Raw genomic sequence first — 24,613 nt, forward strand, 5'->3', positions numbered from 1 at the left:
TAAATAGCTGTTCCGAATAGTAGATCACCGGAGGAAGGGAACTCAGTCCAGTTTGTGCGATCTGATTAGTCGCTAAACAAAACAAGCCACACCCAAAGGACTGAGTTGATGCCTATCCTACCACCTCTGCCACGACCACAACGGCGCCGCATTCACAAAATCATCCATGCCACCCGTGATAAAGGACATGCTCGTCGCTTGATGGCCATCTTGCTGTTACATGAAGGACGCACGATCACCGATGTTCATCACCTTACCGGCGCTGCGCGCTCGACCATCGGTCGTTGGCTTCGGTGGTATCGAGATGAAGGCATAGATGCGCTAGAAGCCTTACCGGCTGGCCGTGCCCCAGTCTTACCTATCGCCAAGATTGTCACCCTACTGGTGCTGCTCATGCAGTTTTCTCCGCAAGATTTTGGTTATCAGCGCAGCCGTTGGTGTACTGAACTATTGGCTATAAAAATCAATCGGTTAACAGGGCTCAATGTGGCAGCCTCCACGCTCCGCCGATGGTTACCTCGTATGGGCATTGTCTGGCGCAGGCCCGTGCCGACCTTGCGGATAAAAGACCCAGCCTATCAGGAAAAAATGGCGAATATCGACGCCGCGCTGGCCCGCTGTGATGCCGATAATCCGGTGTTTTATGAGGATGAAGTCGATATAGACCTCAATCCCAAATTAGGAGCCGACTGGATGTTCAGAGCGCAGCAAAAGCGGGTTGTCACACCGGGGCAGAATGCCAAGCATTATCTGGCAGGCGTTCTCCACGCAGGCAACGGAAGGGTACTTTACGTCAGCGGGATCAAGAAAAACTCATCGCTGTTTATTGCCATGCTGGAAAAGCTGCGCCACCACTACCGACGAGCCAAAACCATCACGTTGATCCTCGATAACTACATCATTCACAAAAGCAAACAGACCGAGCGATGGTTGAAGAAGAATCCCAAGTTCTGCCTGGTGTTCCAGCCAGTTTACAGCCCTTGGGTTAATCACATAGAACGGCTATGGCACAAGTTACATGAAACCATCACGCGCAATCATCAATGCAGAGGGATGGCAAACCTGCTGGCCCGAGTGAAACACTTCATGGATACCGTGTCTCCTTTCCCGGGGAATGGCTATGGCACAGCGAAGGTGTAGCACTATTGGGATCAGTTATTTAGTAATAAAAAGCAATGTGTCAATGAGTTATTTGTATTCTGAGAATCATCTGTTGGCCTTCAAGGGCCGCAGGTTCGATTAGCGAAGCCTAATCGGACTTTCGCGATGGCGATAAAAAGGACGCCATCAGGCGTCCTTGAAAACAAAATAGGGTTAACTCCCCAGATGCAGTGCCAACCACACCGCAAGGGGGATCACCACCACAGAGAGCGCATTGCCGCCGAGCACGATGCTGGCCACCTTGTCGGGCTGGCACTGATACTGCTCGCACAGCATGTAGTTGAGCACCGCCGGGGGCAGCGCCACCGACAGCATCAGGAGTGGTATCCAGTCAGGTTCGAGGGGCAGCAGCCAGACGGCGAGCCCCAGGGAGAGGCCCCCCGCCAGCAGGTAGAGCAGGTTGCACTTGATGGCCAGCCCCAGGTGATCCAGCTCCCCTTCCATCAGCCTAACTCCCAAGGCAAACAGCATCAGGGGCACCGCTATCTGGCCGAGCAGAGCGGCGCTGGTCACCAGGTATTCCGGCAGCGGGATATGCAGGTTGGCCACCAGCAGCCCGGCGAAGGCGGCCCAGAGCACGGGGCTTCTCAGCCAGAGCCAGCGGGAGCTGCTGGCCGAGAGGATGAACATGCCCACCGAGAAGTGGAGCAGGTTGGAGAGCACAAAGAGGATGACGATGGCGCCGAGCTGCTGCTCGCCAAAGGCGAGCACCATCAGCGGAATGCCGAGGTTGCCGGTGTTGCGAAACATGGCGGGCAGGATCAGTGCGGCCCGCTCTATCTCCTTGAGTTTGAGCAGGGAGAGCAGCAAGCCGGGCAGCAGGATGACCAGGGCACCGGCCCCCACAAGGGGCAGGTGCGCCGCGAGATCCAGGGGGTATTTCACCAGGGCCGAGAAGACCAGCGCCGGGGTAAAGAGCTCGATATTGGCCCGGTTGACATAACCCAGGGCCCCGCCCGGTCGCAGCCGCCCATAGAGGGCGCCAAGGCCCACCACCGCAAACACGGGAATGACGATATTGAGCAGGGCGCTGAACATGGGTATCCCGTTTACAGTTCGCGGGCCGGGCGTCCCATCAGCACCACGGGGTCCAGCGTCACCTCCTGGCTGCCGTTGCTGACCCAGAGCTGGCCGTCGGAGATGGTACAGGTGAGCTGCATGGTGCGCTCCACCATGGCCGCCAGGGGCAGGGTCTGGCTGTCGGAGAGTTCGATGACGCTCAGGTTGTCGTGCAGACCGAGCTTGCCCTGGTTCTGCTTCCACCAGACGCTGGTGCCACGACCGCCATAGAGGTAGAGCACCACCTGGCGAGAGCGGTTACATGCCTTCTTGAGGCGGCGCTCGTCCGGCTGACCCAGCTCAATCCAGAGTTCAATCTCGTCGGAGTAGTTCTTGCACCAGAGCTCGGGCTCGTCGTCGGCAGAGAGCCCCTTGGTGAACTCCAGCCGCTCGGCGGCATGCCAGGCGAAGGCCGCGAGGCGGATCATCATGCGCTCGTCGGTCTCGGAGGGGTGACGGGCCAGGGTGAGGGAGAAGTCCTGATAGAGATTGCGATCCATGTCAGACAAGCTGATCTGGGCCTTGAAGATGGTTGCCTTGAGCGCCATAGAAGTCGTGAAAACCTGATAAAAGAGAAGGGGGCGGACATGCCGGGCGTCAGTGTAATCAAAATGGCCGCCGGGTTCGACCGTCTTGCGCTCCCTTTACCCCATCAGGGGCGGGCAAGTGCTTCAGAAGACACAAAAAACAAATGCCAGTCGTGAGACTGGCATTTGGCGGCATGAACGAGAGTGACTCACTTCTCGGCGGACTTGACCCCGAAGGCATTGAGCAGCAGGCAGCAGGTCACTGCCACTGCCACGAACCCGCTCAGGAAGATAAAGGGCATGGCCCCATACCCCAATACAGTCCAGATGGTGTGTTCAAGCAGACTCATAGTGTGTCCTTCATCCAGTGAAATGGGTGTCCCTTTCGTGACGGGGTCGCCCCCGTTCCTGATAAGACTATTTGACCTCAACCCGCGCCTGAGTCCTATGCCACCAAAGTAATAAATGGGGCACCAGTTTGCGCCAGATCAAGGTTTTACCCCTCCCCGCCCCGTTTTTCTTCGCCCCTCGCCCCAAACCGGAAAGGTACGCCCAACAAAAAGCGAGGCGACCTTGGGGTCGCCTCGCTAGATGCATGCCGTCGAGAGCCATCAGTAGAAGGTCTGCTGCTCCGCCGCCATCGCTTTCAGCCGCGCACAGGGGGCGAAGCGGTCGCCAAAGCGCTTCTGATGGTGCTCAAGACGCCCCACCAGATAGTCGATGCCGAGGCTGTCCATGTAGCGGAACGGACCGCCCAGGAAGGGAGGGAAGCCGATACCGAAGATGGCGCCGATGTCGCCGTCCCGGGCCGAGGCCACCACGCCGCCATCCAGGGCCATGGCCGCTTCGTTGAGCATCAGCAGCACGCAGCGCTCGGCGATCTCCTGCCTGGCCAGCTTGGCCTGGGGCTTGACGCCAAGCACGTCGTAGACGCTCGCGTCCACCGTCTTCTTGCCCTCCTTGCCGGTGAGCTTGTTGCGCGGGGCCGCCTTGCCATAGAGATAGAAGCCCTTGCCGTTCTTGCGCCCCTTGCGATCGTCCTCCAGCAGCTTGTCAAAGGCCTTGGGCGCCTGGAACTGCTCGCCACCCAGCTCTTTTTCGAGGATGGGGGAGATCTTGGCCCCCACGTCGATCCCCACCTCGTCCAGCAGGGTGATGGGGCCGACCGGGAAACCGAAGTCGAGCAGAGCGCCGTCCAGTACCTCCACCGGCTCCCCTTCCAGCACCAGGCGCGCCGCCTCGTTCATGTAGGGCGCCAGGATACGGTTGACGTAGAAGCCGGCCTCGTCCTTCACCACGATGGGGGTCTTGCCCTGTGCCCGGGCGAAGGCCAGGGTGGTGGCCACCGTCTCGGCGCTGGTACCCGCGTGGGGAATGATCTCGGCGAGCGGCATCTTGTCAACCGGGCTGAAGTAGTGCAGCCCCACCACCCGCTCCGGATGCGTCGCCGCAGAGGCGATCTGGTGGATGGGCAGGGAGGAGGTGTTGGAGGCAAACACGGTGTGCTCGCCGCACTCGCGCTCCACGTCCTGCACCATCTGGTGCTTGAGGTTGATGTCCTCGAACACCGCTTCCACCACCATGTCCACCCGGTGGAAACCGGAATAGTCCAGGGTGCCGGTGAGCAGGCTCATCTGTTTTTCCAGCTCGCTGCGCAGCAGTTGGCGACGCTTGAGCTTCCTCGCGAGGAGGTCGTAGCTGTAACGCATGGCATTGCCGATGCCGGCGCTCGCCACATCCTTGATCCGCACCGGTACCCCCGCCTTGGTGGCGGTGACGAAGGCGATGCCCCCCCCCATCAGGCCGCCCCCCAGCACGGCGGCATGACCCACCTTGCGCGGCTCGGCCCCCTGATAGCTCACCTCTTTTTTCATCTCAGTGGTGGCGAAGAAGAGGGAGCGCAGAGCGGCGGATTCCGGCGTCATCACCAGCTCGCCGAAGTGGCGGGCCTCGGCCAGCAGGCCGGCCTGCATCCCCTCCTCCACGCCGATGCGCACCACCTCGATGATGCGCTCCGGCGCCGGGTAGTTGCCCCGGGTCTTGGCCTTGACCCCCTTGCGGGCCTGATCGAACAGCACCTTGCGACCAAATTTGTTGGTCTCCAGCACCTTGCCCTGCAGATCCCGTTTCAGGTGGTGGCGCGGCTTGCCCTTCTTGGCAAGCTTGATGGCAGCTTCCAGCAAAATGGACGGGGGCACCATGTCATCCACCAGCCCGAGCTTCCTGGCCTGTTTGGCCCGCACCTGCTTGCCGGTCAGCATCAGATCCAGTGCCTTGGCCACCCCGATGAGGCGCGGCAGGCGCTGGGTACCGCCGGAGCCCGGCAGCAGGCCGAGCTGCACTTCCGGCAGGCCCAGCACGGTTTTACCGTGATCGGTCACCACCCGGCCATGACAGGCGAGCGCCAGCTCCAGCCCGCCGCCAAGGCAGGGGCCGTGAATGGCGGCGATCACCGGGATCCCCAGGGCTTCGATCTCGGCGAACACCTCCTGTCCGGCCCGGGACAGCGCTTCGGCATCCTGGGCGCTGGTGCAGGCCGCCAGCATGGCGATGTCGGCCCCGGCAACGAAGGAGTCCTTCTTGCCGGAGACGATCACCAGGCCGATCAGATCCCCGTTCCCCTTTACCTCGGCCAACAGAGTGCGGATCTCGTCCGCAAAGGAGGCCTTCAGGGTGTTCATGCTCTCACCGGGCACATCCATGGTGAGGATGCCGATGCCGTCTTTGCGAATATCCAGAGAAAAAGTCTTGGCACTCATCATTCCACCTCCAGCACCATGGCCACACCCAGCCCACCCGCCGCACAGGCGGTGTTGAGCCCCAATCCCCCACCCCGGCGCCGCAGTTCATGCAGGGTCTGGGTGATCATGCGCGCCCCGGTGGCGGCAAAGGGGTGACCAAAGGCCAAAGAGCCGCCGAGCACGTTGAACTTCTCCATGTCCACCTCGCCGATGGCCTGATCCCGGCCCAGCTTGTCACGGGCAAATTCGGCGCTTGCAAACATCTTGAGGTTGGCCAGCGTCTGGGCGGCAAAGGCTTCGTGCATGTCGATGAGGGTCAGATCCCCAAGGGTGATGCCGGCACGGTCCAGCGCCAGCGGCGTGGCATAGGAGGGGCCCATCAGCATGTCCTGCCAGACATCGATGGCGGAAAACGCGAAGCTGCGGATGTAACCCAGCGGCTCCAGACCCAGCTCGCGGGCACGCCCTTCACGCATCATCAGCACGGCGGCGGCGCCGTCGGTGAGCGGGGTGGCGTTGGCGGCGGTCACCGAGCCGTGAGCCCGGTCAAAGACCGGTTTGAGCTTGGCGTAACTCGCCAGATCGGAGCTTTCGCGGATGTTGTTGTCCCGCTCCAGCGGCGACTTGTAGGGGGGCACGTGGGCGGTGAACACCTCGCCACTCAATTTGCCCTGGGCCCAGGCTTCGGCCGCCAGGGTGTGGGAGCGGTGGGCCAGCGCATCTTGCGCCTCGCGGCTGATCTGGTGGGTCTTGGCCATCTGCTCGGCGGTCTGCCCCATGGAGAGACCGGTGGAGTACTCGGCCACGGCCGGGGGCACCGGCAGCAGGTCCTTCAGGCGCAGACGGCGCAGAATATTGAAACGCTGCTGGAGGTTGCGCGCCTTGTTGAGATCCACCAGGGCGCGGGCCAGAGACTTGCTGACCCCGATGGGCAGCACGGAAGAGGAGTCGGCACCGCCGGCGATGGCGATGTCCACCGTGCCGGCCATGATGGATTCGGTGACATTGGCCACCGCCTGGAAACTGGTGGCGCAGGCGCGCGACACGCTATAGGCATCGGTGCTGACGCTCATGCCGGTGCCAAGCACGATCTCCCGGGCGATGTTTGGCGCTTCCGGCATCTGCACCACCTGGCCGAACACCAGCTGGTCGATGAGCTTGGGGTCGAGATCGGTGCGGGCGAGCATCTCGCTCACCACCAGTTTGCCCAGATCCACCGCAGGCACGCCGTGAAAAGCGGTGGCCTGCTTGGCAAAGGGGGTGCGCAGACCCGCCACGACGGCTATCCGTTCGCCCTGGCGAGTCGTCAGTTTCAATGGCTGTTTCATCCTGGCTCCTTGGGTTAAAAAGGCAGAGGTCTGACCTCATTGCGCCACATCTTAACAATCCAATCACAACTTTCATACGGCTGATTGAAACTAAATTGTCCCCATCTTGCCACCCTCCCTCGCCCTTGTGAGCCAACTGGGGTATAAAAAGATCAACTTCCATAAAAACAACGGGTTTATCGCATGGCAGCGGCCGAGTTCAGAGCACTTGGAGACTATCTGGGCAGCCAGATCCTGGGACAGGACCCCCTCATCGAGGGGCTGCTGATCGCCCTGTTATGTGAAGGACATGTGCTGATCGAGGGGGCCCCCGGTCTTGCCAAGACCCGGGCGGTCAAGGCACTGGCCGGCGCCGTGGAGGGGCGCTTTGCCCGTATCCAGTTCACCCCAGATCTGCTCCCTGCCGATCTCACCGGCAGCGAGGTCTTCCATCCCCAGGATGCGAGTTTCGTGTTTCAACCCGGCCCCCTGTTCAATCACCTGGTGCTGGCGGACGAGATCAACCGGGCGCCGGCCAAGGTGCAGTCCGCCCTGCTGGAGGCCATGGCCGAGCACCAGATCACCGTGGGCAAGAAGAGCTGGCGCCTGCCCTCCCTCTTCATGGTCGCCGCCACCCAGAACCCTATCGAGCAGGAAGGGACCTATCCCCTGCCAGAGGCCCAGCTCGATCGCTTCTTGCTCAAGCTGCTGGTGGATTACCCCAGCCCCGCCATGGAGCTGGCCATCCTTCAACTCAACGCCCGTGGCGACGCCCTGCCGACGCCGCCAATCACCCTGAGCCAGTCCGACCTGATGAAAGCCCGCACCGCCGTTCAAGGGGTACAGATGCAGGGGCGCCTCGAGCACTATCTGGTGCAACTGGTGTGCGCCACCCGCCCCGGCAGCGGCCTGTGCCCCGAGCTAGACCCCCTGGTCGCGGTGGGGGCCAGTCCCAGAGCCAGCATCGGCCTCGCAAGAGCCGCACGGGCCCGGGCCTGGCTCGCCGGGCGCGACTTCGTATTGCCCGAAGACATCCAGCAACTGGCGCCAGCCGTGCTGCGCCACCGCCTCATCCCGAGTTATCAGGCGCTGGCGGACAACCTCGATAGCGAGGCGCTCATCGCCCTGCTGCTGGATGCCATTCCATGCCCCTGAGCCGGCCCCCACAGGCAGCCCTATCGCCATGACCCCCGTCGCCGAGCCCCGGGATCACCCCGACATCGCCCTCACCCTCGAGCGGCTGCTGGCGGTGCGCCTCTGGACGCGCCAGGGCGAGCGTGCCCGCATTCATCAGGCGGCCCAGGGGCGTATCGGGCGCCAGCCCGGGCTGCATTTCAGGGAGCTTCGCCTCTATCAGGCCGGTGACGAGGTGCGTCACATCGACTGGCGGGTCACCGCCCGCCTCGGCCGCCCCCACACCCGCCTCTACGGGGAAGAGCAGGATCAGGCCCACTGGTTGCTGCTGGATCTCTCACCTGCCATGTACTTTGGCTCCCGCGCCCAGCTCAAGGCCCGCCTTGGCTGCGAGCTGGCCGCAGCCCTGTTCTGGCAGGGGGAGAAACAGGCCAATACCTTGATCTGCCAGGGCGCAGTCCCCCACACAGAGCACCAGCGCGGCTCTCTCATGCCTCTGCTGGAAGCGCTCTGCCGCCATTACGAGGCTGGGCTGGATCGCGCCCCCCCACCCTGGACGCTGGCCCAGACCCTGGCACGACTCACCCTGCCCCACGGGGCCAGATTGACCCTGATAAGCCATCACCAGGCACCGGACCAGGCCCTCTGCCAGCAGTTGCAACGCCTTCGCCCGCGCCACGACATCCACTACTGGCAAATCCGCGATCCCCTGGAAGCCGCCCTGCCCGAACAGGGGCAGCTGGCAGTGCAGGCAGGCAGACACAGCGGTTGGCTCGCGGGAGAAGATCCCCGCTTTCGCGCCCGCTATCAGAGGGCGGCCGACGAACAGGCCGAGGCCTGTCGCCAGCAGTTGCTGCCCCTGGTGACGCGCCTCTATCGCCTCGACAACGGCGCCACCCTGCAACGCCAGTGGCAGGAGGGCGGATGCCGTCTATTTTGAGGGGGGAGCAGGGCGTGCCCGCACCGGATGCATATCGCCAGCCCTCGTCCAGCGAGTCCTTGCAAGCCATCCGTGCCGAGCTGCGTGACATCCACCAAGGCCCCGCTCTCGAGCCTGCACAGGATCCTCGCCTGATGGCCCTCGGGGGGCTGCTGATCGCGGCGATCGCAGCTTGCTTGATCGCCACGACGGCCCTCACCCTGTTGCGCCAGCGCCGCTGGGCGCACCGGATAGACTGGCAGGCAGACGATCTCGTCCCTAGGCTGCAGGATGCCCTGCGAGAAGCGGCCATGGCCCGCTGGCCCGAGGCGGCCCCCCTGCAAGGGGAGGCCTGGCTCGCCTGGCTGGACAGCAAGGGGGGGTGTGATTTTTCCCGGTTTGCCGCCCAGTGGCCACTCTGGCTCTATGGGGGCAGCGTGCCCGATGAGGCGCAGCGCAAAAGATTGCGCCTCGCCTATCTCGCCTGGGGGCGACGCTGCGTCAGTGCGCCGCGATTCCCGGCAAGCAAGCGAGGGGCACCTCCCCCGGAGGGTACGCGATGATCCTCGCCTGGCCCTGGTTTTCCCTCGCCCTCGCCTTGCCGCTGCTGGTGCGCTTCGGCCTGCCTCCCATGAAGGGGCGCAAGGGAGGAAACCGGCTCGTTCACGGAGGTTTTCCCCTGCTCCAGCCCCAGGCGGGGCAGCCCTTGTGGCGCATGATGATCTGCTGGTGCGCCCTGGTACTGGCCCTGTGCCGCCCCCAGTGGCAGGAGCCCCCGATCATTCACTACCAGAGCAGCCGGGACCTCATCCTGGCGGTGGATCTCTCCGACAGCATGCGCACCCAGGACATGCTGGATGACGGAGAGCAAACGGACAGGCTTGCCGCGGTGCGCCAGCAGATAAGCAACCTTGTCGCCTCCCGCCCGGGGGATCGCATCGCCCTCGTCGTCTTTGCCGATCACGCCTATCTGCTCTCCCCCCTCACCCAGGAGACCGGGGCCCTGCTCACCCTGGCCAGGGAGCTCGATTTCGATCTGGTGGGGCGCACCACGGCCCTGGGGGAAGCCATCCTGCTGGCACGCCAGCACGCCGACCCCACCCGCCCCACCGCCCTGCTGCTGGTGACGGACGGGCGCAATACCTCGGGCAATGCGGATCCCCTGACCGAGGCCCGGCTCGCCGCCAAAGCCGGCATCCGTCTCTATACCCTGGGGGTAGGCGCCGACCCCGACACCTTCGCCGCGCCCGCAGGGGACGCCGATCCCAGTGCCGAACTGGATGAAGCCCTGTTGCAGCAGTTGGCGACACTGGGAGGAGGCCGCTATTTTCGCGCCCGCAACCGGGGCGATCTCGCCGCCATCAACCAGGCCATCGACACCCTGGAGCCCCTCGCCCGGCCCCAGATCCTCTCTCGGCCCCACCAGGAGCTCTACCCCTGGCCACTGGCCCTGGCCTGGCTGCTGCTCTGCTGGCCAGCCCGCTGGCACATCTCCCTGTCACGGAGGACATCCCATGAGTAGGCAGGTCATGATGGTGGCACCATGGAGCTGACCTTGCTGCGCCCCCTCTGGTTGCTGGCCCTGCTCCCCTGGCTATGGCAGGGGTGGCGCCGCCGCCGCGATCCCGGCTTGCTCTCCCCGGCCATGCAGGCCTATCTGCTGCCGAGCCGCCATCGGGCCATCCCCTGGCGCTGGCTTGCTTGTCTGCCGGTGATCCTGGCGCTCTCGGGCCCCGCCCTGCGCCAGCAGAGTCTCCCCATACAGAGCCCGGCCCTCGATATCTGGCTGCTGGATCTATCCGACTCCATGCTGGCACAGGATCTGGCACCGGACCGGGCAACCCGGGTGAGGCTGGGATTGCAGGAGATGCTGGCCGACATAGCGCGGCAGGACGCGGCCCATCCCATCGCCCTCATCCTGTTCGCCGGGGATGCCTACCTCGCCATGCCTCCCACCCGGGATCATCAGGCCATCGCCCTGCTGCTGCCGGACCTGCGCCCGGCCATTATGCCTGTCCAGGGCAGCGCCCCCGAGCGCGCCGTGGCCCTGGCCCTCACCCTGATCCCGCCGGGCCAGTCCGCCCGTCTGCTGCTCGTGACCGACGGCCTCTCCGGGACAGCGCGCGATCGCATCGCCGCCCTCTGGCCCTGCCTTAATGACCTGTTCTGCAAGGCAGGCTCGGCCCCGCAGCTCGACATCCTGCTGGCCAGCGGGGGCAAGGAGACCCGGCTGCCCGGCGTGGCCGCCGAGCGCTGGCAGCTCGGCAGCCCGATCGGCCACACCTTGCCGGCACCCGACGAGGAGGCCATGGCCACCCTTGCCGCCAGTACCGGAGGCAGGCTGGCCTGGCTTGATTCCGGCCAGCCCCGCTTTGCCCCCCTGCCCATGGGCCAGGCCCTGACGCAGGGGCAATCCCGGGATCTCGGCCCCTGGCTGCTCATCCCCTTGCTCCCCCTGGCGCTGCTGGCGCGGATCGGCGCCCACTGGCTGCTGGTGATCCTCGTCATTGGCGTCGCGCCCCCTTCCCTGCAGGCGGCCTCCCGACAAGATGAAGCAGGCTGGCAGGCTTATCGCCAGGGACACTATCGGGAAGCGGCCAACGCCTTCCAGGATCCGGTCTGGCAAGGCAACGCCTGGTATAGAGCCGGGGATTACGCCAGGGCCGTCGCCGCCTATGGCAGGGCAAACAGCGCCACCGCCCACTACAACAGGGGCAATGCCCTGGTCTGGCTCGGGGATCTTGCCGCCGCGGAGCAGGCCTATCTGAGCGCCCTTCGCCTTGAACCTGGGCACAGGGATGCCTTGCACAACCTGGCCCTGCTGCGGGCCAACCCGCCGCAGTCGGCGCCCTCGGCAAATGCCCCGGAGCAGGCCGACACTCCCGACCCCGCCCGCGCCTCAGAGGCTCCCCGCCCCCCGGCGCCCCCCGTGCTGCTGCTGGAGCAGCGCCTTCGCAAGGAGGCCCTGCGCCGCCCCCTGATCAAGGTGGAGGAGCCCTGGTGATCCTCGTGCTGCGCTTGCTCTCCCCCCGGATCGGCTGCTGGCTGCTGCTCGCCCTGTGCGCCATGCGGGTGCAGGCCGCTCCTGTCGAGGCCGAGCTGTTGCCGGGGGCGAGCGAGCGCGACTGGCTGCTCGTCATCGAGGCCGACGGGCTGCACCGCGATGAGGATCTCAACCTGCAACCGCTGCTGCGCCAGTTTGCGGTCGGGCGGGTCAGTATCCAGCGGGTCAGTGCCCAGAGCCGCAGCCTGACCCGCTGGCAGATCCCCCTGCACCTGCTCGATACCAGCCCGCGCCAGGTGCCCTCCCTGCCCCTTGGCGCCGATCTCACCCCCTCCCTGGCGGTACCGACACGTTCCCTGGACGGCACCCTGATGCCGGCACAAGACCCGGTATTCTCTCCGGTCGAGCTGCAGGCCCGGGTGCTCCATGAGGGGAATCTCTATCCCGGCCAGCCCTTCATCTATGAGCTGACCCTCTGGCTGCCTGCCAACCTGGAGGCCCCCAACCTCGGAGAGCCCATCACCCCGGCCTTTACCATTCGCCGCCTTGGCGAGGACCGCTGGGACTCTCCCGCCAGCCCCGGCCTGCCCGGGCGTCTCACGCGAAAATGGCTGCTGCAGGCCAAAGGACCCGGACTCCATCCCGTCGAATCCCCCCGCTTCCAGGGGCGGTTGCCGCACCAGGACCAGGCCGGTGCGACCGCGCCGGGCAACGCGGGGGATCTGCTGTCCGCCAGGGCGACGACCCTCTTCATCAAGGTGGACAAGGCCCCCCTGGAGCCGGTGGCGAGCAGCCTGGTGCTGCGCCAGCAGTTCAGCCCGGCGCAGGCCAGGGTGGGTGAGCCGGTGATCCGCACCCTCACCCTGGTGATGGATGGGGGGGATGGCAACCGCCTGCCCCCCTTGCCGGCCCCGCCCCTGCCCGCCGGCCTCTCCATGAAGCCGGACGGCGAGCAGCAACAGGAGCGATTCGTGGCCGAGGGGGCGCTTCGCTTCGAGCGCCAGTGGCGCCAGGCCCTGACCACCGACGAGGCGGGGCGCTATGTGCTGCCCCCCCAGACCCTGCGCTGGTTCAACACCCAGAGCGGCCGCATCGAGGAGGCGCGCCTGCCCGCACATTCTCTGGTGTTCACGGCAAGGGAGAGCGCCACTCCCGCCTCCCCCGCACCAGGGGGCCAGTATCTCTATTGGGTGCTCCTGGCCATCCTGCTGCGGGCATTCATGCGCCGCTGGCCGCGCTGGCGCGCCTTTTATCGCCTGCAACGGGCCCTCGCCACGGGCTCTCCTGACGAGGCCAGGGAAACCCTGCTGACCTGGGCCGTCCTGCGCTGGGACACCCCCTGTCTGCATCTGGCCAGGCTGCCCTGTCACCGCGACCCCGCCATGGGGGCGCTGCTGGACGGCCTGGATCGGGCCTGTTTTTCCCCCAAGCGAGTCCCTGGCGAACACCTGCCCAGGCAGGCGCTCGCCAGGGAGTTGTGCACCTGGGAGAGCTTTGCGATAGCCTATGGTCTTCGAATACTGGCGTGGATGCGTGCATGATGCGCCCCTCATGAAACAGGACACCCCTTTATGGCGTTAGGTTTTTTCAGAAGAAAAAGGGCCGACACGGGAAAGGATCCCTGCGCTTCTCCGGTCTATGGGGAGATGGCAGACAAACAAACCAAGTACGAAGCCCTGGTGCACGCCCTGCACGGGGACATCTACCGCTACGCCTACTGGCTGTGCCGGGATCCGCAAATCGCCGAGGATCTGGTGCAGGAGACTTTCCTGCGCGCCTGGAAGGCGATAGATACCCTGCTGGACGACAAGGCTGCCAAGGCGTGGCTCATCACCATATTGCGGCGGGAGAATGCCCGCCGCTTTGAGCGAAAGCAGTTCGATCTCGTCGACCTCGACGAGCACCCCCTGCGGGATCAGGGTGTCCTGCCAAGCGAGCAGGAGATGGAGCACGAATGGCTCAGGCGCCACATCGCCCGCCTGCCTGCCGAGTATCAGGAGCCGCTGCTGCTGCAGGTTCTGGGGGGATTCAGCGGGGAGGAGATCGCCGAGCAACTCGGCCTGAACAAGAACACCGTCATGACAAGGCTGTTTCGCGCTCGCAACCAGATAAAAGAGGCCATGGAGTCTGCGAAACAACAGAGAGGACACACCAATGGATGAGCTTGAATTTCGCCGCCGGGCCATCACTCACCCCTCGGACAGGGATCCCGCCTTCTTGAAAGCCGCCGAGGCGTCACCGGTCAATCGCAAGCATCTGGACGAGATGCAGCAGCTCGAGCGCCAGGTGCGCAGCACTCTGGATGTGGACGTACCGGCCGGTCTTGCGGAGCGGATCCTGCTCAGGCAGGCGATGGCAGCCGAAGAGGAGCAGGTGGTCTCGCTACCCGCCACTCCTGCACGCACGCAATGGCGCGCTCTGGCCATCGCGGCCTCGGTCGCCTTCCTGCTCGGCATGAGCACCCGCTGGATCAGCTGGCCTGTGGCACCGGACACCCTGTCGCTGGCTCAAGTCGCCATGTCCCACGTTTATGGGGAAGAGCCCTTCATTCATGCGGTGGATGAGCGGGTCAGCCTGCACACCATCAACGCGAAAATGGAGAAATATGGCGCCACCCTGAGCGAGATGCCGGGCATGAAGGTAACCTATGTCAACCACTGCGCCTTCTATCAGGGACCGGCCCTGCACATGGTGCTGCAGGGCAAGATGGGACCGGTCACCCTGTTCCTCGTCCCCAAGCACCTGCCACTGACGATCCAGTCCGATTTTGCAGACGGGACCCTCAAGGGGGAGATACTGCCGCTCAAGGGGGCCAACATGGTGCTCATCGGAGACATGCAGGAGCCCCTCGCCCCGGTTGCCCGCCAGCTTGAGTCACGCCTGCACTGGTCCATTTAACAGACCTTGACCCAGGCTGACTCGTCCTCCGCCTCAGCCACATCACAGGCAGACATCCTCATTGTCTGCCTGTTCATCCCCACATCCCCGCATGTTCCCGCCCATTGCCCGCGCGAAGTCACATTTCTACGATTTATTTTAAATGACGCAAATGGCACCACTTGTGCTTTATTTATCCAACAATAGATAAATCAGCCTAATAAAACGGCAAGTTAAAACAAATGATTAACACAATGGAAACTTTTATGTATTCTGCTGTCACTGGTCTGATTTCTTACCTCCTACCAGATCCATAGAATCACGCCAGCAATGAATGGGAAGAAGCTGACATAACAACAGATCATGTCGTCAATAGCCGCCAAAGAGCCGCGATGTCGACAGAAAATCTGCTTACAAAGAGAGAACACTATGACAACTGCCTTTTTCAAGAAAAGCCTGATCGCTGCGGCCGTGACCCTGGCCAGCACCCAGACCTTCGCCGCCGCGTTCCAGCTGAACGAGCACTCGGCCTCCGGTCTGGGTCGCGCCTACGCAGGTGAAGCAGCCATCGCCGACAACGCGGCCGTGCTGTCCCGCAACCCGGCGGCCATGACCACCTTCGACAAGATGGCACTGTCTGTATCCGGCACCTACATCAAGCCCGACGTGGACGTGGCTGGCGACATTTATGCCGGCCCCACCAAGCTGGCTCCGTCCAGCGAGAGCGACATCGCCCCCGATGCCTTCGTGCCGGCCACCTACTTCATCCAGCCCCTGAATGATCAGTGGGCCTGGGGGATCGGCCTCTTCTCCAACTACGGCCTCTCCACCGAATATTCCAAGACCTTCGCGGCCGGTGCCGGCGCCGGTGACACCGAGCTGCTGACCTTCAACATCAACCCCAACATCGCCTATCGCATCAACTCCAGCTTCAGCGTCGGTGCCGGCATCAATGCCGTCTACGCCGCCGCCGAGCTGAACCGTTATGCCGGTGCGCTTTCCGCCGCCATTCCGGGCGCCAACTCCGATACCCGTCTGGCTCACCTGAAGGGTGACACCTGGGGCTTTGGCTGGAACGTCGGCACCCTGTACGAGATCAACGACAACAACCGTCTCGCCCTGACCTACCGCTCCCAGGTGGACTTGAGCTTTGACGGCGACTTCCAGGGTGCCACCTCCGGCAACCGCGTCGTCGATGGCAACCTGAAGCTGGATCTGCCGGCCCAGGCCGAATTCGCAGGCTACCACCGCCTGAACCAGCAATTCGCTGTCCACTACTCCGTGAACTGGACCGACTGGAGCGCCTTCCAGGAGCTCAAGGCCACCAGCAGCAACTGCGCCGGCGGCGTGTGCCTGCAAAAAGACGAGAAGTTCAAGGACTCCGCCCGTTACGCCCTGGGCGGTACCTGGTACGTCAACCCGTCTTGGGAAGCCCGTATCGGCTTCGCCTACGACAACAGCCCCATCGAGCCGGAATACCGCAGCCTGAGCATTCCTGACTCCGACCGTATCTGGTACAGCGCCGGTGCCACCTACCACATCAATCCGGACATGAGCCTCGACTTCGGCATGGCCTATCTGGACGGCAAGGAAGTGGACGTGAACGAAGGCCTGCGCAACCACAGCGATGCGCTGCGCTGGAAGGGCACCTCCCATGGCAACGCCCTGCTGGCTTCCGCCCAGTTCAACATGAAATTCTGATTTTCATGTCATCATCGAGAGCGCCTCTGGGCGCTCTTTTTTTATCCAACTTCGCCATCTGAGCGCACAGCTGTAGTAAACAACTGTACTCTTTTCTTTTTTTATCAAACTGTTATGGGTATTCCTTTCAGCATTTAATCCCGTTTTGCCCCACGTTCCCCTCTCCCCGTTGCCTTGCTGGTCATACCATATAAAATCCCGGCCCCAACCGAATAACAGAATGAACACCCAGTTCATCCCGAGGAAAGACCATGCATCCGACGTTCAAACCCTCCCTCATTGCCCTCTTGCTGCTGTCGAGCCAGGTGCAGGCTGCCGGCTTCCAGCTCGCGGAGCAATCCGCCACCGGCATGGGGCGTGCCTTCGCGGGTGAAGCCGCCATCGCCGACAATGCCAGCGTGCTCTCCCGCAATGCCGCCGCCATGACCCGGTTCGATACCCTGGCCTTCTCCGGCGGCGTCATCCACGTGCACCCCGACGTCAACATCGAGGGCTCCACCCGGGTGCCTACCCCCCAGGGGCCGGTCAGCCTGGATGCCGGAGCCCACGACATTGCGGGTGACGCCTGGGTACCCAACGCCTATCTCATCGTGCCCCTCAGCGAGCAATGGCGCCTCGGGCTTGCCGCCACCTCCTATTACGGACTCGGGGTCAAGATGCCGGAGAACTACAACGCCGGTCACTTCGGCAACGTCTCCGACATCAAGACCATGGATCTGGGGGCCTCCCTGGCCTATCGCATCAACCGTGTCTGGTCCGTCGGGGCCGGTCTCTCCGCCATTCAGGGGGAAGGGGAAGTGGGCGGCACTTTCCCCTCCAACAACCAGATAGCCAAGCACCTGAAAGGGGATGGCTGGGCCATGGGCTGGAACCTGGGCACCCTGCTTGAGTTGTCGCAGGCAACCCGCATCGGTCTCTCCTATCGCCACGACGTCACCCTGACCCTCTCCGGTGACGCCATCGGCATCGATCAAAGGGGCCAGCCATTCGCCGATACCGGCAGCCTGGATCTGCCCCTGCCCGCCACCGCCGAGCTGGCTCTGTTCCATCAGCTCACCCCGGCCCTGGCGCTGCATTCGAGCATCAACTGGACCAACTGGAGCAAGTTCGTGCAGCTCGAATCCGAGCTCGACCACCACGGCACCATGCACATCAAGGAGGAGCACTGGGAAGACAGCTGGCGCTATGCCCTGGGGATGACCTACCAGCTGGCCCCCCAATGGCAATTGCGCTCCGGTATCGCCTACGACCGCAGCCCGGTCCCGGCGGATCGCCGCACCATCTCCATCCCCGACTCGGATCGGGTCTGGTACAGCGCCGGCGTGGGCTATCAGATTGACCGCCACCTCTCGCTGGATCTGGGGCTGACCCTGATCGACGGCAAGAAGGTGGACGTGAGCGAAACCATGCAGCTCAGGCCGGGCATCCCCCAGACCACCTCCACTTTCAATGGCACCTCGGAAGGGGATGCCTGGCTCGCCGGCCTGCAGCTCAACTACCTGTTCTGACACCCCGGGTTTCCTGACAAATAGTATGCCAGTTGTTGACCTTCCCGACCGGTCGGCACTGGCATAGTGATCCGCTTCACCATAGAATCAAGCCTGTAACCATGGTGGAGAGATGCATGTATTCCTATGTAGCAAGGCAGCCCATTCTGGATCGGGAGTTGAACACCCAAGCCTATGAGCTGCTGTTTCGCGACAGCCTGGACAATGTATTTCCCTCCGTCTCCGCACAGCAGGCCACTTCCAGGCTGGTTGCCGAGCAGTTCTTGCAGCAGAACATCGATCAGCTCATCGGGGATCACCCCTGCTACATCAATTTCCCCCACTCCCTGTTGCTGGACGGATTGGCCGAATGCCTCCCCCGTGACAAGGTGGTGATCGAGATCCTGGAGGATGCCGAGCCCGACGATGCGCTGCTGGAGAAAGTGATCCAGCTCTATGGGCTGGGCTATCGGTTGGCGCTGGATGACTTCACCATGGTCTCAGACTGGGACAGGTTCCTCCCCTACATCCATATCATCAAGTTCGACCTGCGCAGCACGCCGCAACCCTGCATCGAGCACTTCATGGCGAATCATCGCCACCTGCCCCTCACCTATCTGGCCGAGAAAGTCGAGGATCAGGCCGAGTTCGAGCGGATGAAGCAGCTCGGCGTCACCCTGTTCCAGGGATTTTTCTTCAGCCGCCCCCAGATGGTGCAACAGCCCACCATACCGCCGGCCCAGCTGGTGGTGATGCAGCTGCTCGAGGTGGTCAATCAGACCGAACCGGATCTGGACAAGATTGAGCAACTGCTCAACCAGGATCTCACCCTATCCCTCAAGCTGTTGCGCTACATCAACCACCTCAAGCGCTTCCCCCAACCCATCGCCTCGTTTCGCCAGGCCGCAAGTTCCCTGGGGCACGCCCAGCTCAAGCGCTTCGTCGCCCTGATCGCCGCCACCAGTGCGGGGAGTGAAAAGAGCGCCGAACTCCATCAGATGTCCCTCATCAGAGCCCGGTTCTGCGAACTGCTGGCCCAGACCCATGCGCCCGCAGAGCAGGCACAGCAAGCCTTTGTCACCGGCCTCTTCTCCCTGCTGGACGTGCTCATGGGAGAACCGCTGGATCAGCTGCTCGGCTCCATTCCCCTGACCGATGACATTCGTGCCGCCCTGCTCACCCGCAAGGGCAAGCTCGGGTTCTACCTGGCGTTCTGTGAAGATTTCGAGAAAGCCGACTGGCAGCGGGTCGCCGCGAACACCGTCCGGCTCGGCCTCAACGAAGAGAAGGTCAGCCACCTCTATCTGAGCGCCACCGCCTGGGTCAACCAGCAGCTTCAGGCCATGGAAGAGCAACCGGTCCACTCCCGCCAGACATGACAACGTCCCTCTTGAAGGGACGTTGTCATGTCATCAACCCGCAGCAATCTCACCCACGCATTCAGCCTGCCTCGATGGCGATGGCCGTTGCCTCCCCTCCCCCGATGCACAGGCTCGCCACCCCTCGTCTGAGCCCGCGGGCACGCAGGGCATGGATCAGGGTCACCAGGATGCGGGCGCCACTGGCGCCAAGAGGGTGCCCCAGCGCACAGGCCCCGCCGTTCACGTTCAACTTGTGATGGGGAATGCCGCACCCGGCCATCGCCAGCATGCTCACCATGGCGAATGCCTCGTTCACCTCGAACAGGTCCACCTCCTCCACCGACCAGCCCACCCGGGCCAGCAACTTGTCAATGGCGCCGACGGGGGCACTGGTAAACTCCGTCGGCAGGGCGGCATGACTCTGGTAACCCACTACCCTGGCCAGCACCGGCAATCCGAGCCGGGCAGCGGTCTCCCCCCGCATCAACACCAGGGCTGCCGCCCCATCCGAGATGGAGCTTGCATTGGCCGCCGTGATGGTGCCGTGCTTGCTGAAGGCCGGCTTGAGGCCGGGGATCTTGTCGGGCCTGGCTTTGCCCGGTTGCTCATCCTCGGCCAGCAGCAGGGTATCCTCAGAGGTCATGACGGGAGCCAGTTCCGCGGCAAAGGCACCGCTGCGCTGCGCCGTCAGCGCCCGCTCCAGGGAGGCGATGGCAAAGGCATCCATGTCGGCCCGGGTCAGTCCGCTGCGATCGGCGCTCAACTGGGCGTAATGACCCATCAGATGGCCTTCGTAGGCATCCTGCAAGCCGTCCAGGAAGATGTGATCGAGCACGCTCTGGTGCCCCATGCGAAAACCGCTGCGCGCCTTGTCCAGCAGATAGGGGGCGCGGCTCATGCTCTCCATGCCCCCCGCCACCACGACCTCGGCCTCCCCCAGGCGCAGGCTGTCCGCCGCCAGCATCACCGCCTTCATGCCGGAGCCGCACACCTTGTTGATGGTGGTACAGGGCACGCTGTCCGGCAGCCCCCCCTTGAGCGCCGCCTGGCGGGCTGGCGCCTGGCCGACCCCTGCGCTCAGCACGTTACCCATATAGACCTCATTGACCTGCTCCCCCGTCATCCCGGCCTGCGCCAGCGCGGCGCGAATGGCGCAGGCGCCAAGCTCGGGGGCACCGAGCGCGCTCAGGGCCCCCTGGAAGGCCCCCATGGGGGTACGTTTGGCCGCCACAATCACGATATCCATCGATAGCACTCTCCTTGTTACATCGGGATAACATATGCCGCGACCGCGACAGGAACAAGACTTGCGGGGAAGTTGACGTTTGGGTAAGGTGCCAGCCTGCATTGACAACCAGATGGCAGCCAAGACAGCCCCATGACCAAATCCAGGGACGACACCCGCACCTTCAGCATCAGCGAACTGGCTCGCGAGTTCGATGTGACCACCCGCAGCATCCGCTTCTACGAGGATCAGGGCCTGCTCAACCCGACCCGCCAGGGACAGCACAGGATCTACAGCCGTCAGGACAGGGTGCGGCTCAAGCTGACCCTGCGTGGCAAGCGTCTGGGCTTCAGCCTCGCAGAGATCCGGGAGCTGTTCGATCTCTACGATGCGGACAAGAGCAGCCGCTCCCAGTTGCAGACCATGCTGGGGCTGGTGGCCGACAAGCGGGAGACCTTGCAGCAGCAGCTGGAAGATATCCAGATGGTCCTGTTGGAGCTGGAGGCGGCCGAACAGCGCTGCCGCCAGGCCCTGGCACACCTCTCTCCCTGAGTTACGCAGACGGGCGAGGCGAGCGGGGAACACCGCCAGCAAATAGACACAAATGAAAGAGGGAGGCTTGAAGCCTCCCTCTTGTCATGCACGGTGGTCGACCCGATATCAGACCTCCTTGCTCCAGCGGTTCGGATCGTAATCCGGGCTGTAGCGATCGACGATGATGGCACAGGCCGCATCGCCGGTGATGTTGAGCGCGGTCCGGATCATGTCGAACAGACGATCCAGCGCGAACAGCAGCGGCAGACCCTCGATGGGAATCCCGGCCGCCAGCAGCACGGCAACCACCAGGAAGCTCGGGCCCGGTACACCGGCCTGACCGATGGCACCCAGGGTGGAGGTGACGATGATCGCCGCCCAGGCACCCATGGACAGATCGATGTTATAGACCTGGGCGAAGAAGATGGCGACCAGGCCGTAATAGATGGCATTGCCGCTCATGTTGATGGTGGCGCCCAGCGGCAGCACGAAGGAAGCGGTGGCGTTGGTCACCTTCAGATCGCGCTCGCAGGTCTCCATGTTGACCGGCAGGGTCGCCATGGAAGAGGCGGTGGAGAAGGCCACGATCTGCGGTTTCTTCATCGCGGAGAAGTACTTGCGTACCGGCGTGTTGGAGAAGAACGCGATCAGCAGCGGATAGACCACGAAGCCGAAGATGAGGATGGCGGCGACATAGACGACGAACAGCTTGAGCACCAGGGTCAGCACGTCGAAGCCGTAGGTGCCGATGGCGTCGGCCATCAGGCCGAAGACGCCGATGGGGGCGATCAGCATCACCTTGTTGATCATCCAGACGAAAGCGTCCACCAGGGTGTTGAGCCCGTCTACCAGCGGCTTGGCGCGCTCACGGGGCTGCTTGGCCAGGGCGATGCCGAGGAACATGCAGAACACCAGGATCTGCAGGATGTTGGCCTCGTTCAAGGCGCTGAACACGTTAGTCGGGATCATGCCAAGCAGGGTGGCCACCGCATCGGGCAGTGCACCCTTGTCGGCGTAGTCGCCGGAGAACATGGCCGCAGTGGCGCCAAAGTCAACGCCCACACCAGGTTTGAACACCTGACCCATCACCAGCGCCAGGAACACCGCCAGTGCGGAGGTGCCGAGGAAGAAGGCGAGCGTGGTGACGCCAATCTTGCCAGCAGCGGGGCTGGCCCCCAGGTTGGCGGCCCCGGACAGGATGGCCACCGCCACCAGCGGGATCACCAGCATCTTGATCAGCTGGATAAACAGGGTGCCAAGCGGCGCAAACACTGTGGCTTGCTCTCCCATGAGCGCCCCGACCAGCGCGCCCAGCACCATGGCCACCACTACCTGGAAGCCGATGTTTTTGATTAATCCTTTTGTTAACACAGAATGTTCCTTTATTTAGCAATTACTCACACTTTTACAGCGTAAATGACCACCCAGAGCGTCAAATCCTCTCCATTGCTCTGGCGGTGCGCTTTATCTCATATTTGCACCCCGTTTTACATCAGAACCCGTTAACGAAATGCATTGATAACTTTATGAGAAAGTAAAGCCTCAAAAGAGACACGGCTGTTTTTACTCCTTTTACCATGACAACATCCAAAACAGTGTGCTACGTTGGCTCTGCAAACGTGCATACAGGGAAGAAAAGATGCTGAAAGTTAACGAGTATTTTGACGGAAATGTTAAATCCATCGGTTTCGAGCAAAAAGGCGAGAAAGCTACCGTTGGTGTGATGGAAGCGGGCGAGTACCTGTTCAATACCGCCGCCCCGGAGCGCATGACGGTGATCAAGGGCGCCCTCACCATCCAGCTGGCCGACGAAGATGAGTGGCACACCTACCAGCAGGGGGAATCCTTCGACGTGGCCGGTCACTCCTCCTTCAAGCTGGAAGTGAAGATCGCCTCCGCCTATCTGTGCGAGTTCCTCGACTGATGTATCACGGGCGCCATGGGATGCCGAGCGGCTCCCCCATGGCGCGCCTCTCCCACGCCCATTTCCCTACCGCCATCACACCCCGCTATCTCCCCCCTTTTCAACGACTACAAAAAATTTACAATGTTTAGACGAAATCCATAATTGGAGTACGTCATGATCAGTGTCTTCGACATGTTTTCCATCGGGATAGGCCCCTCCTCCTCCCATACCGTGGGACCGATGCGGGCCGCCTGCGCCTTCATCCAGACCCTCAAAGCGAACGCACTCCTCTCCCGTACCAGACGCGTCGTTGTCGAGTGCTACGGCTCACTGGGCCAGACCGGCAAGGGGCACGGCACCGGCAAGGCCATCATCCTGGGACTGGCCGGATTTGAACCCGAATCCGTGGACATCGAGGCCATTCCCGCCTTCCTCGCCCAGGTAGAGCAGACCCAGACCCTCTGCCTTGGCGGCGAGCAACCCAGCGAATTTCCCCGCATCGGCGCCATCCTCTTCAACCGGCGCAAGACCCTTCCCGCCCACTCCAACGGCATGACCTTACGCGCCTATGAGGGTGACACCCTTGTGTTCGAGCAGACCTACTACTCCATCGGGGGCGGTTTCATCATCGAGGAGAGTCACTTCGCCAACGCCCGGGAAGAGGCGGCCCGCTTCGATGCCGCCCACCCCATCCCCTATCCCTTCGAGAGCGGCGCCGAACTGCTGGCCCAGTGCCAGGAGAGCGGCCTCTCCATCTCGGGGTTGATGCTGGCCAACGAGAAGGTGTTTCGCTCGGAAACGGAGATCAAGGCCGGGCTTCGCAAGATCTGGCAGGCGATGCAGGGGTGTGTGGAGCGTGGCTGCAAGAGCGAGGGGGTGCTGCCAGGCGGCCTCAAAGTCAAGCGCCGGGCTCCCGCCCTCTATCGCCAGCTCTGTGGCGAGACCAATTTCAACAAGGATCCGCTGATGGTGATGGAGTGGGTGGACCTCTTTGCGCTGGCCGTCAACGAGGAGAACGCCGCCGGAGGCCGGGTGGTGACGGCGCCGACCAACGGTGCCGCCGGTATCATCCCCGCGGTGTTGCACTATTACGATCGCTTCGTACGCAAGGTGGATGACGAGCTGCTGATGCAGTACTTCCTCACTGCCGCCGCCATCGGCATCCTCTACAAGAAGAATGCCTCCCTCTCGGGGGCCGAGGTCGGCTGTCAGGGCGAGGTCGGCGTGGCCTGCTCCATGGCCGCTGGTGCCCTGGCCGAGCTGCTGGGCGCCAGCCCCGCCATCGTCGAGAACGCCGCCGAGATCGGTATGGAGCACAACCTGGGACTGACCTGCGATCCCGTCGGTGGTCTGGTGCAGGTGCCCTGCATCGAGCGCAACGCCATGGGCGCGGTCAAGGCGATCAATGCTGCCCGCCTCGCCCTGCGTGGCACCGGCGAGCACAAGGTGTCGCTGGACAAGGTGATCAGAACCATGTGGGAAACCGGCAACGACATGAAGACCAAGTACAAGGAGACCGCCCGGGGCGGCCTTGCCGTCAACATCACCGAGTGTTAAGCCTCTGTGATAAAGCCGCATATGGCACTCGAATACCCGGCATCGCCGGGTATTTTTTTGCAAAACGTTTGTCTGGCGCTTAACAAAATGGATAACCATCAAAATAAATTTTA

22 protein-coding genes are annotated in these 24,613 nt (G+C 63.1%); 15 read left to right on the top strand and 7 right to left on the bottom strand.

The window, feature by feature from the left end; genetic code table 11:
• Window positions 1–108 precede the first annotated feature (108 nt).
• Window positions 109–1,140, top strand: a complete 1,032-nt coding sequence (locus AB5Y54_RS11450) for an IS630-like element ISAhy2 family transposase (RefSeq protein ID WP_001809438.1) — start codon at window positions 109–111, stop codon at window positions 1,138–1,140.
• Window positions 1,141–1,314: 174 nt separating this feature from the next.
• Here AB5Y54_RS11450 and AB5Y54_RS11455 read toward each other — a convergent pair whose 3' ends face one another.
• From AB5Y54_RS11455 to fadI, 5 genes are all read right to left on the bottom strand, one after another.
• Window positions 1,315–2,199 (bottom strand): AEC family transporter, encoded by an 885-nt coding sequence (locus AB5Y54_RS11455; RefSeq protein WP_109113036.1) that lies wholly within the window; start codon window positions 2,197–2,199, stop codon window positions 1,315–1,317.
• Window positions 2,200–2,210: 11 nt separating this feature from the next.
• Complete coding sequence (locus AB5Y54_RS11460) at window positions 2,211–2,768, bottom strand: YaeQ family protein (RefSeq protein WP_010674671.1); 558 nt, start codon at window positions 2,766–2,768, stop codon at window positions 2,211–2,213.
• A 188-nt stretch (window positions 2,769–2,956) separates the two neighbouring features.
• Window positions 2,957–3,097 carry a TIGR02808 family protein gene (locus AB5Y54_RS11465; protein ID WP_010674670.1) on the bottom strand — a complete coding sequence of 47 codons (141 nt, stop codon included), beginning with the start codon at window positions 3,095–3,097 and terminating at the stop codon, window positions 2,957–2,959.
• 261 nt (window positions 3,098–3,358) lie between these two features.
• A complete protein-coding gene (gene fadJ / locus AB5Y54_RS11470; protein ID WP_103244636.1) occupies window positions 3,359–5,506 on the bottom strand; it encodes a fatty acid oxidation complex subunit alpha FadJ in 2,148 nt (715 codons plus the stop codon).
• A complete protein-coding gene (gene fadI / locus AB5Y54_RS11475; RefSeq protein ID WP_010674668.1) occupies window positions 5,506–6,816 on the bottom strand; it encodes an acetyl-CoA C-acyltransferase FadI in 1,311 nt (436 codons plus the stop codon). The genes fadJ and fadI overlap by 1 nt, the downstream gene beginning before the upstream one ends.
• Before the next feature lie 183 nt (window positions 6,817–6,999).
• Between fadI and AB5Y54_RS11480 the strand changes: the two genes are divergently transcribed.
• From AB5Y54_RS11480 to AB5Y54_RS11530, 11 genes are all read left to right on the top strand, one after another.
• On the top strand, window positions 7,000–7,950 hold the full coding sequence (locus tag AB5Y54_RS11480) for an AAA family ATPase (RefSeq protein WP_368153797.1): 951 nt from the start codon (window positions 7,000–7,002) through the stop codon (window positions 7,948–7,950).
• A 28-nt stretch (window positions 7,951–7,978) separates the two neighbouring features.
• The gene (locus AB5Y54_RS11485; protein ID WP_368153799.1) at window positions 7,979–8,869 is read left to right on the top strand and encodes a DUF58 domain-containing protein; all 891 of its coding nucleotides are present in this window, start codon (window positions 7,979–7,981) and stop codon (window positions 8,867–8,869) included.
• Window positions 8,854–9,411: a DUF4381 family protein gene (locus AB5Y54_RS11490; protein ID WP_368153801.1), complete on the top strand. Its 558-nt coding sequence runs from the start codon at window positions 8,854–8,856 to the stop codon at window positions 9,409–9,411. Before AB5Y54_RS11485 ends, AB5Y54_RS11490 begins: the two co-directional genes overlap by 16 nt.
• The gene (locus tag AB5Y54_RS11495; protein ID WP_368153803.1) at window positions 9,408–10,370 is read left to right on the top strand and encodes a VWA domain-containing protein; all 963 of its coding nucleotides are present in this window, start codon (window positions 9,408–9,410) and stop codon (window positions 10,368–10,370) included. Before AB5Y54_RS11490 ends, AB5Y54_RS11495 begins: the two co-directional genes overlap by 4 nt.
• 21 nt (window positions 10,371–10,391) lie before the next feature.
• On the top strand, window positions 10,392–11,852 hold the full coding sequence (locus AB5Y54_RS11500; protein ID WP_368153805.1) for a tetratricopeptide repeat protein: 1,461 nt from the start codon (window positions 10,392–10,394) through the stop codon (window positions 11,850–11,852).
• 62 nt (window positions 11,853–11,914) lie between these two features.
• Window positions 11,915–13,393: a hypothetical protein gene (locus tag AB5Y54_RS11505; RefSeq protein WP_368153827.1), complete on the top strand. Its 1,479-nt coding sequence runs from the start codon at window positions 11,915–11,917 to the stop codon at window positions 13,391–13,393.
• Between the two features lie 30 nt (window positions 13,394–13,423).
• Entirely contained in the window at window positions 13,424–14,014 is a 591-nt protein-coding gene (locus AB5Y54_RS11510; RefSeq protein WP_080769901.1) for a sigma-70 family RNA polymerase sigma factor, read from the top strand.
• Window positions 14,007–14,750 carry a DUF3379 domain-containing protein gene (locus AB5Y54_RS11515; protein ID WP_368153808.1) on the top strand — a complete coding sequence of 248 codons (744 nt, stop codon included), beginning with the start codon at window positions 14,007–14,009 and terminating at the stop codon, window positions 14,748–14,750. Before AB5Y54_RS11510 ends, AB5Y54_RS11515 begins: the two co-directional genes overlap by 8 nt.
• Before the next feature lie 408 nt (window positions 14,751–15,158).
• Window positions 15,159–16,430, top strand: a complete 1,272-nt coding sequence (locus tag AB5Y54_RS11520; protein ID WP_041211385.1) for an outer membrane protein transport protein — start codon at window positions 15,159–15,161, stop codon at window positions 16,428–16,430.
• Window positions 16,431–16,681: 251 nt separating this feature from the next.
• Window positions 16,682–17,938, top strand: a complete 1,257-nt coding sequence (locus AB5Y54_RS11525; RefSeq protein WP_368153810.1) for an outer membrane protein transport protein — start codon at window positions 16,682–16,684, stop codon at window positions 17,936–17,938.
• Window positions 17,939–18,054: 116 nt separating this feature from the next.
• A complete protein-coding gene (locus AB5Y54_RS11530) occupies window positions 18,055–19,296 on the top strand; it encodes an EAL and HDOD domain-containing protein (RefSeq protein ID WP_042878931.1) in 1,242 nt (413 codons plus the stop codon).
• 61 nt (window positions 19,297–19,357) lie between these two features.
• Here the strand turns inward: AB5Y54_RS11530 and AB5Y54_RS11535 are convergent, their stop codons facing one another.
• Window positions 19,358–20,524 (bottom strand): acetyl-CoA C-acyltransferase, encoded by a 1,167-nt coding sequence (locus AB5Y54_RS11535; protein ID WP_368153812.1) that lies wholly within the window; start codon window positions 20,522–20,524, stop codon window positions 19,358–19,360.
• Window positions 20,525–20,656: 132 nt separating this feature from the next.
• Between AB5Y54_RS11535 and AB5Y54_RS11540 the strand changes: the two genes are divergently transcribed.
• The gene (locus tag AB5Y54_RS11540; protein WP_010674655.1) at window positions 20,657–21,055 is read left to right on the top strand and encodes a MerR family DNA-binding transcriptional regulator; all 399 of its coding nucleotides are present in this window, start codon (window positions 20,657–20,659) and stop codon (window positions 21,053–21,055) included.
• A 108-nt stretch (window positions 21,056–21,163) separates the two neighbouring features.
• Here the strand turns inward: AB5Y54_RS11540 and AB5Y54_RS11545 are convergent, their stop codons facing one another.
• Window positions 21,164–22,408 (bottom strand): dicarboxylate/amino acid:cation symporter, encoded by a 1,245-nt coding sequence (locus tag AB5Y54_RS11545; RefSeq protein ID WP_322131180.1) that lies wholly within the window; start codon window positions 22,406–22,408, stop codon window positions 21,164–21,166.
• Window positions 22,409–22,676: 268 nt separating this feature from the next.
• On the opposite strand from AB5Y54_RS11545, the gene AB5Y54_RS11550 reads away from it, so the two are divergent.
• A complete protein-coding gene (locus tag AB5Y54_RS11550) occupies window positions 22,677–22,961 on the top strand; it encodes a pyrimidine/purine nucleoside phosphorylase (protein WP_010674653.1) in 285 nt (94 codons plus the stop codon).
• Window positions 22,962–23,117: 156 nt separating this feature from the next.
• Entirely contained in the window at window positions 23,118–24,500 is a 1,383-nt protein-coding gene (locus AB5Y54_RS11555) for an L-serine ammonia-lyase (protein WP_201888691.1), read from the top strand.
• The last annotated feature ends 113 nt before the right edge of the window (window positions 24,501–24,613 follow it).

The sequence above is a fragment of the Aeromonas sp. s9 genome (genome assembly GCF_040907765.1).
In the GTDB taxonomy this organism is placed as follows: domain Bacteria; phylum Pseudomonadota; class Gammaproteobacteria; order Enterobacterales; family Aeromonadaceae; genus Aeromonas; species Aeromonas caviae.

Bases quoted from the DNA above. Each gene is read 5' to 3' on its own strand.
- AB5Y54_RS11450 (WP_001809438.1), top strand. From the start codon at position 109: ATGCCTATCCTACCACCTCTGCCACGACCACAACGGCGCCGCATTCAC.
- AB5Y54_RS11455 (WP_109113036.1), bottom strand. From the start codon at position 2,199: ATGTTCAGCGCCCTGCTCAATATCGTCATTCCCGTGTTTGCGGTGGTG.
- AB5Y54_RS11460 (WP_010674671.1), bottom strand. From the start codon at position 2,768: ATGGCGCTCAAGGCAACCATCTTCAAGGCCCAGATCAGCTTGTCTGAC.
- AB5Y54_RS11465 (WP_010674670.1), bottom strand. From the start codon at position 3,097: ATGAGTCTGCTTGAACACACCATCTGGACTGTATTGGGGTATGGGGCC.
- fadJ (WP_103244636.1), bottom strand. From the start codon at position 5,506: ATGAGTGCCAAGACTTTTTCTCTGGATATTCGCAAAGACGGCATCGGC.
- fadI (WP_010674668.1), bottom strand. From the start codon at position 6,816: ATGAAACAGCCATTGAAACTGACGACTCGCCAGGGCGAACGGATAGCC.
- AB5Y54_RS11480 (WP_368153797.1), top strand. From the start codon at position 7,000: ATGGCAGCGGCCGAGTTCAGAGCACTTGGAGACTATCTGGGCAGCCAG.
- AB5Y54_RS11485 (WP_368153799.1), top strand. From the start codon at position 7,979: ATGACCCCCGTCGCCGAGCCCCGGGATCACCCCGACATCGCCCTCACC.
- AB5Y54_RS11490 (WP_368153801.1), top strand. From the start codon at position 8,854: ATGCCGTCTATTTTGAGGGGGGAGCAGGGCGTGCCCGCACCGGATGCA.
- AB5Y54_RS11495 (WP_368153803.1), top strand. From the start codon at position 9,408: ATGATCCTCGCCTGGCCCTGGTTTTCCCTCGCCCTCGCCTTGCCGCTG.
- AB5Y54_RS11500 (WP_368153805.1), top strand. From the start codon at position 10,392: ATGGAGCTGACCTTGCTGCGCCCCCTCTGGTTGCTGGCCCTGCTCCCC.
- AB5Y54_RS11505 (WP_368153827.1), top strand. From the start codon at position 11,915: ATGCGGGTGCAGGCCGCTCCTGTCGAGGCCGAGCTGTTGCCGGGGGCG.
- AB5Y54_RS11510 (WP_080769901.1), top strand. From the start codon at position 13,424: ATGGCGTTAGGTTTTTTCAGAAGAAAAAGGGCCGACACGGGAAAGGAT.
- AB5Y54_RS11515 (WP_368153808.1), top strand. From the start codon at position 14,007: ATGGATGAGCTTGAATTTCGCCGCCGGGCCATCACTCACCCCTCGGAC.
- AB5Y54_RS11520 (WP_041211385.1), top strand. From the start codon at position 15,159: ATGACAACTGCCTTTTTCAAGAAAAGCCTGATCGCTGCGGCCGTGACC.
- AB5Y54_RS11525 (WP_368153810.1), top strand. From the start codon at position 16,682: ATGCATCCGACGTTCAAACCCTCCCTCATTGCCCTCTTGCTGCTGTCG.
- AB5Y54_RS11530 (WP_042878931.1), top strand. From the start codon at position 18,055: ATGTATTCCTATGTAGCAAGGCAGCCCATTCTGGATCGGGAGTTGAAC.
- AB5Y54_RS11535 (WP_368153812.1), bottom strand. From the start codon at position 20,524: ATGGATATCGTGATTGTGGCGGCCAAACGTACCCCCATGGGGGCCTTC.
- AB5Y54_RS11540 (WP_010674655.1), top strand. From the start codon at position 20,657: ATGACCAAATCCAGGGACGACACCCGCACCTTCAGCATCAGCGAACTG.
- AB5Y54_RS11550 (WP_010674653.1), top strand. From the start codon at position 22,677: ATGCTGAAAGTTAACGAGTATTTTGACGGAAATGTTAAATCCATCGGT.
- AB5Y54_RS11555 (WP_201888691.1), top strand. From the start codon at position 23,118: ATGATCAGTGTCTTCGACATGTTTTCCATCGGGATAGGCCCCTCCTCC.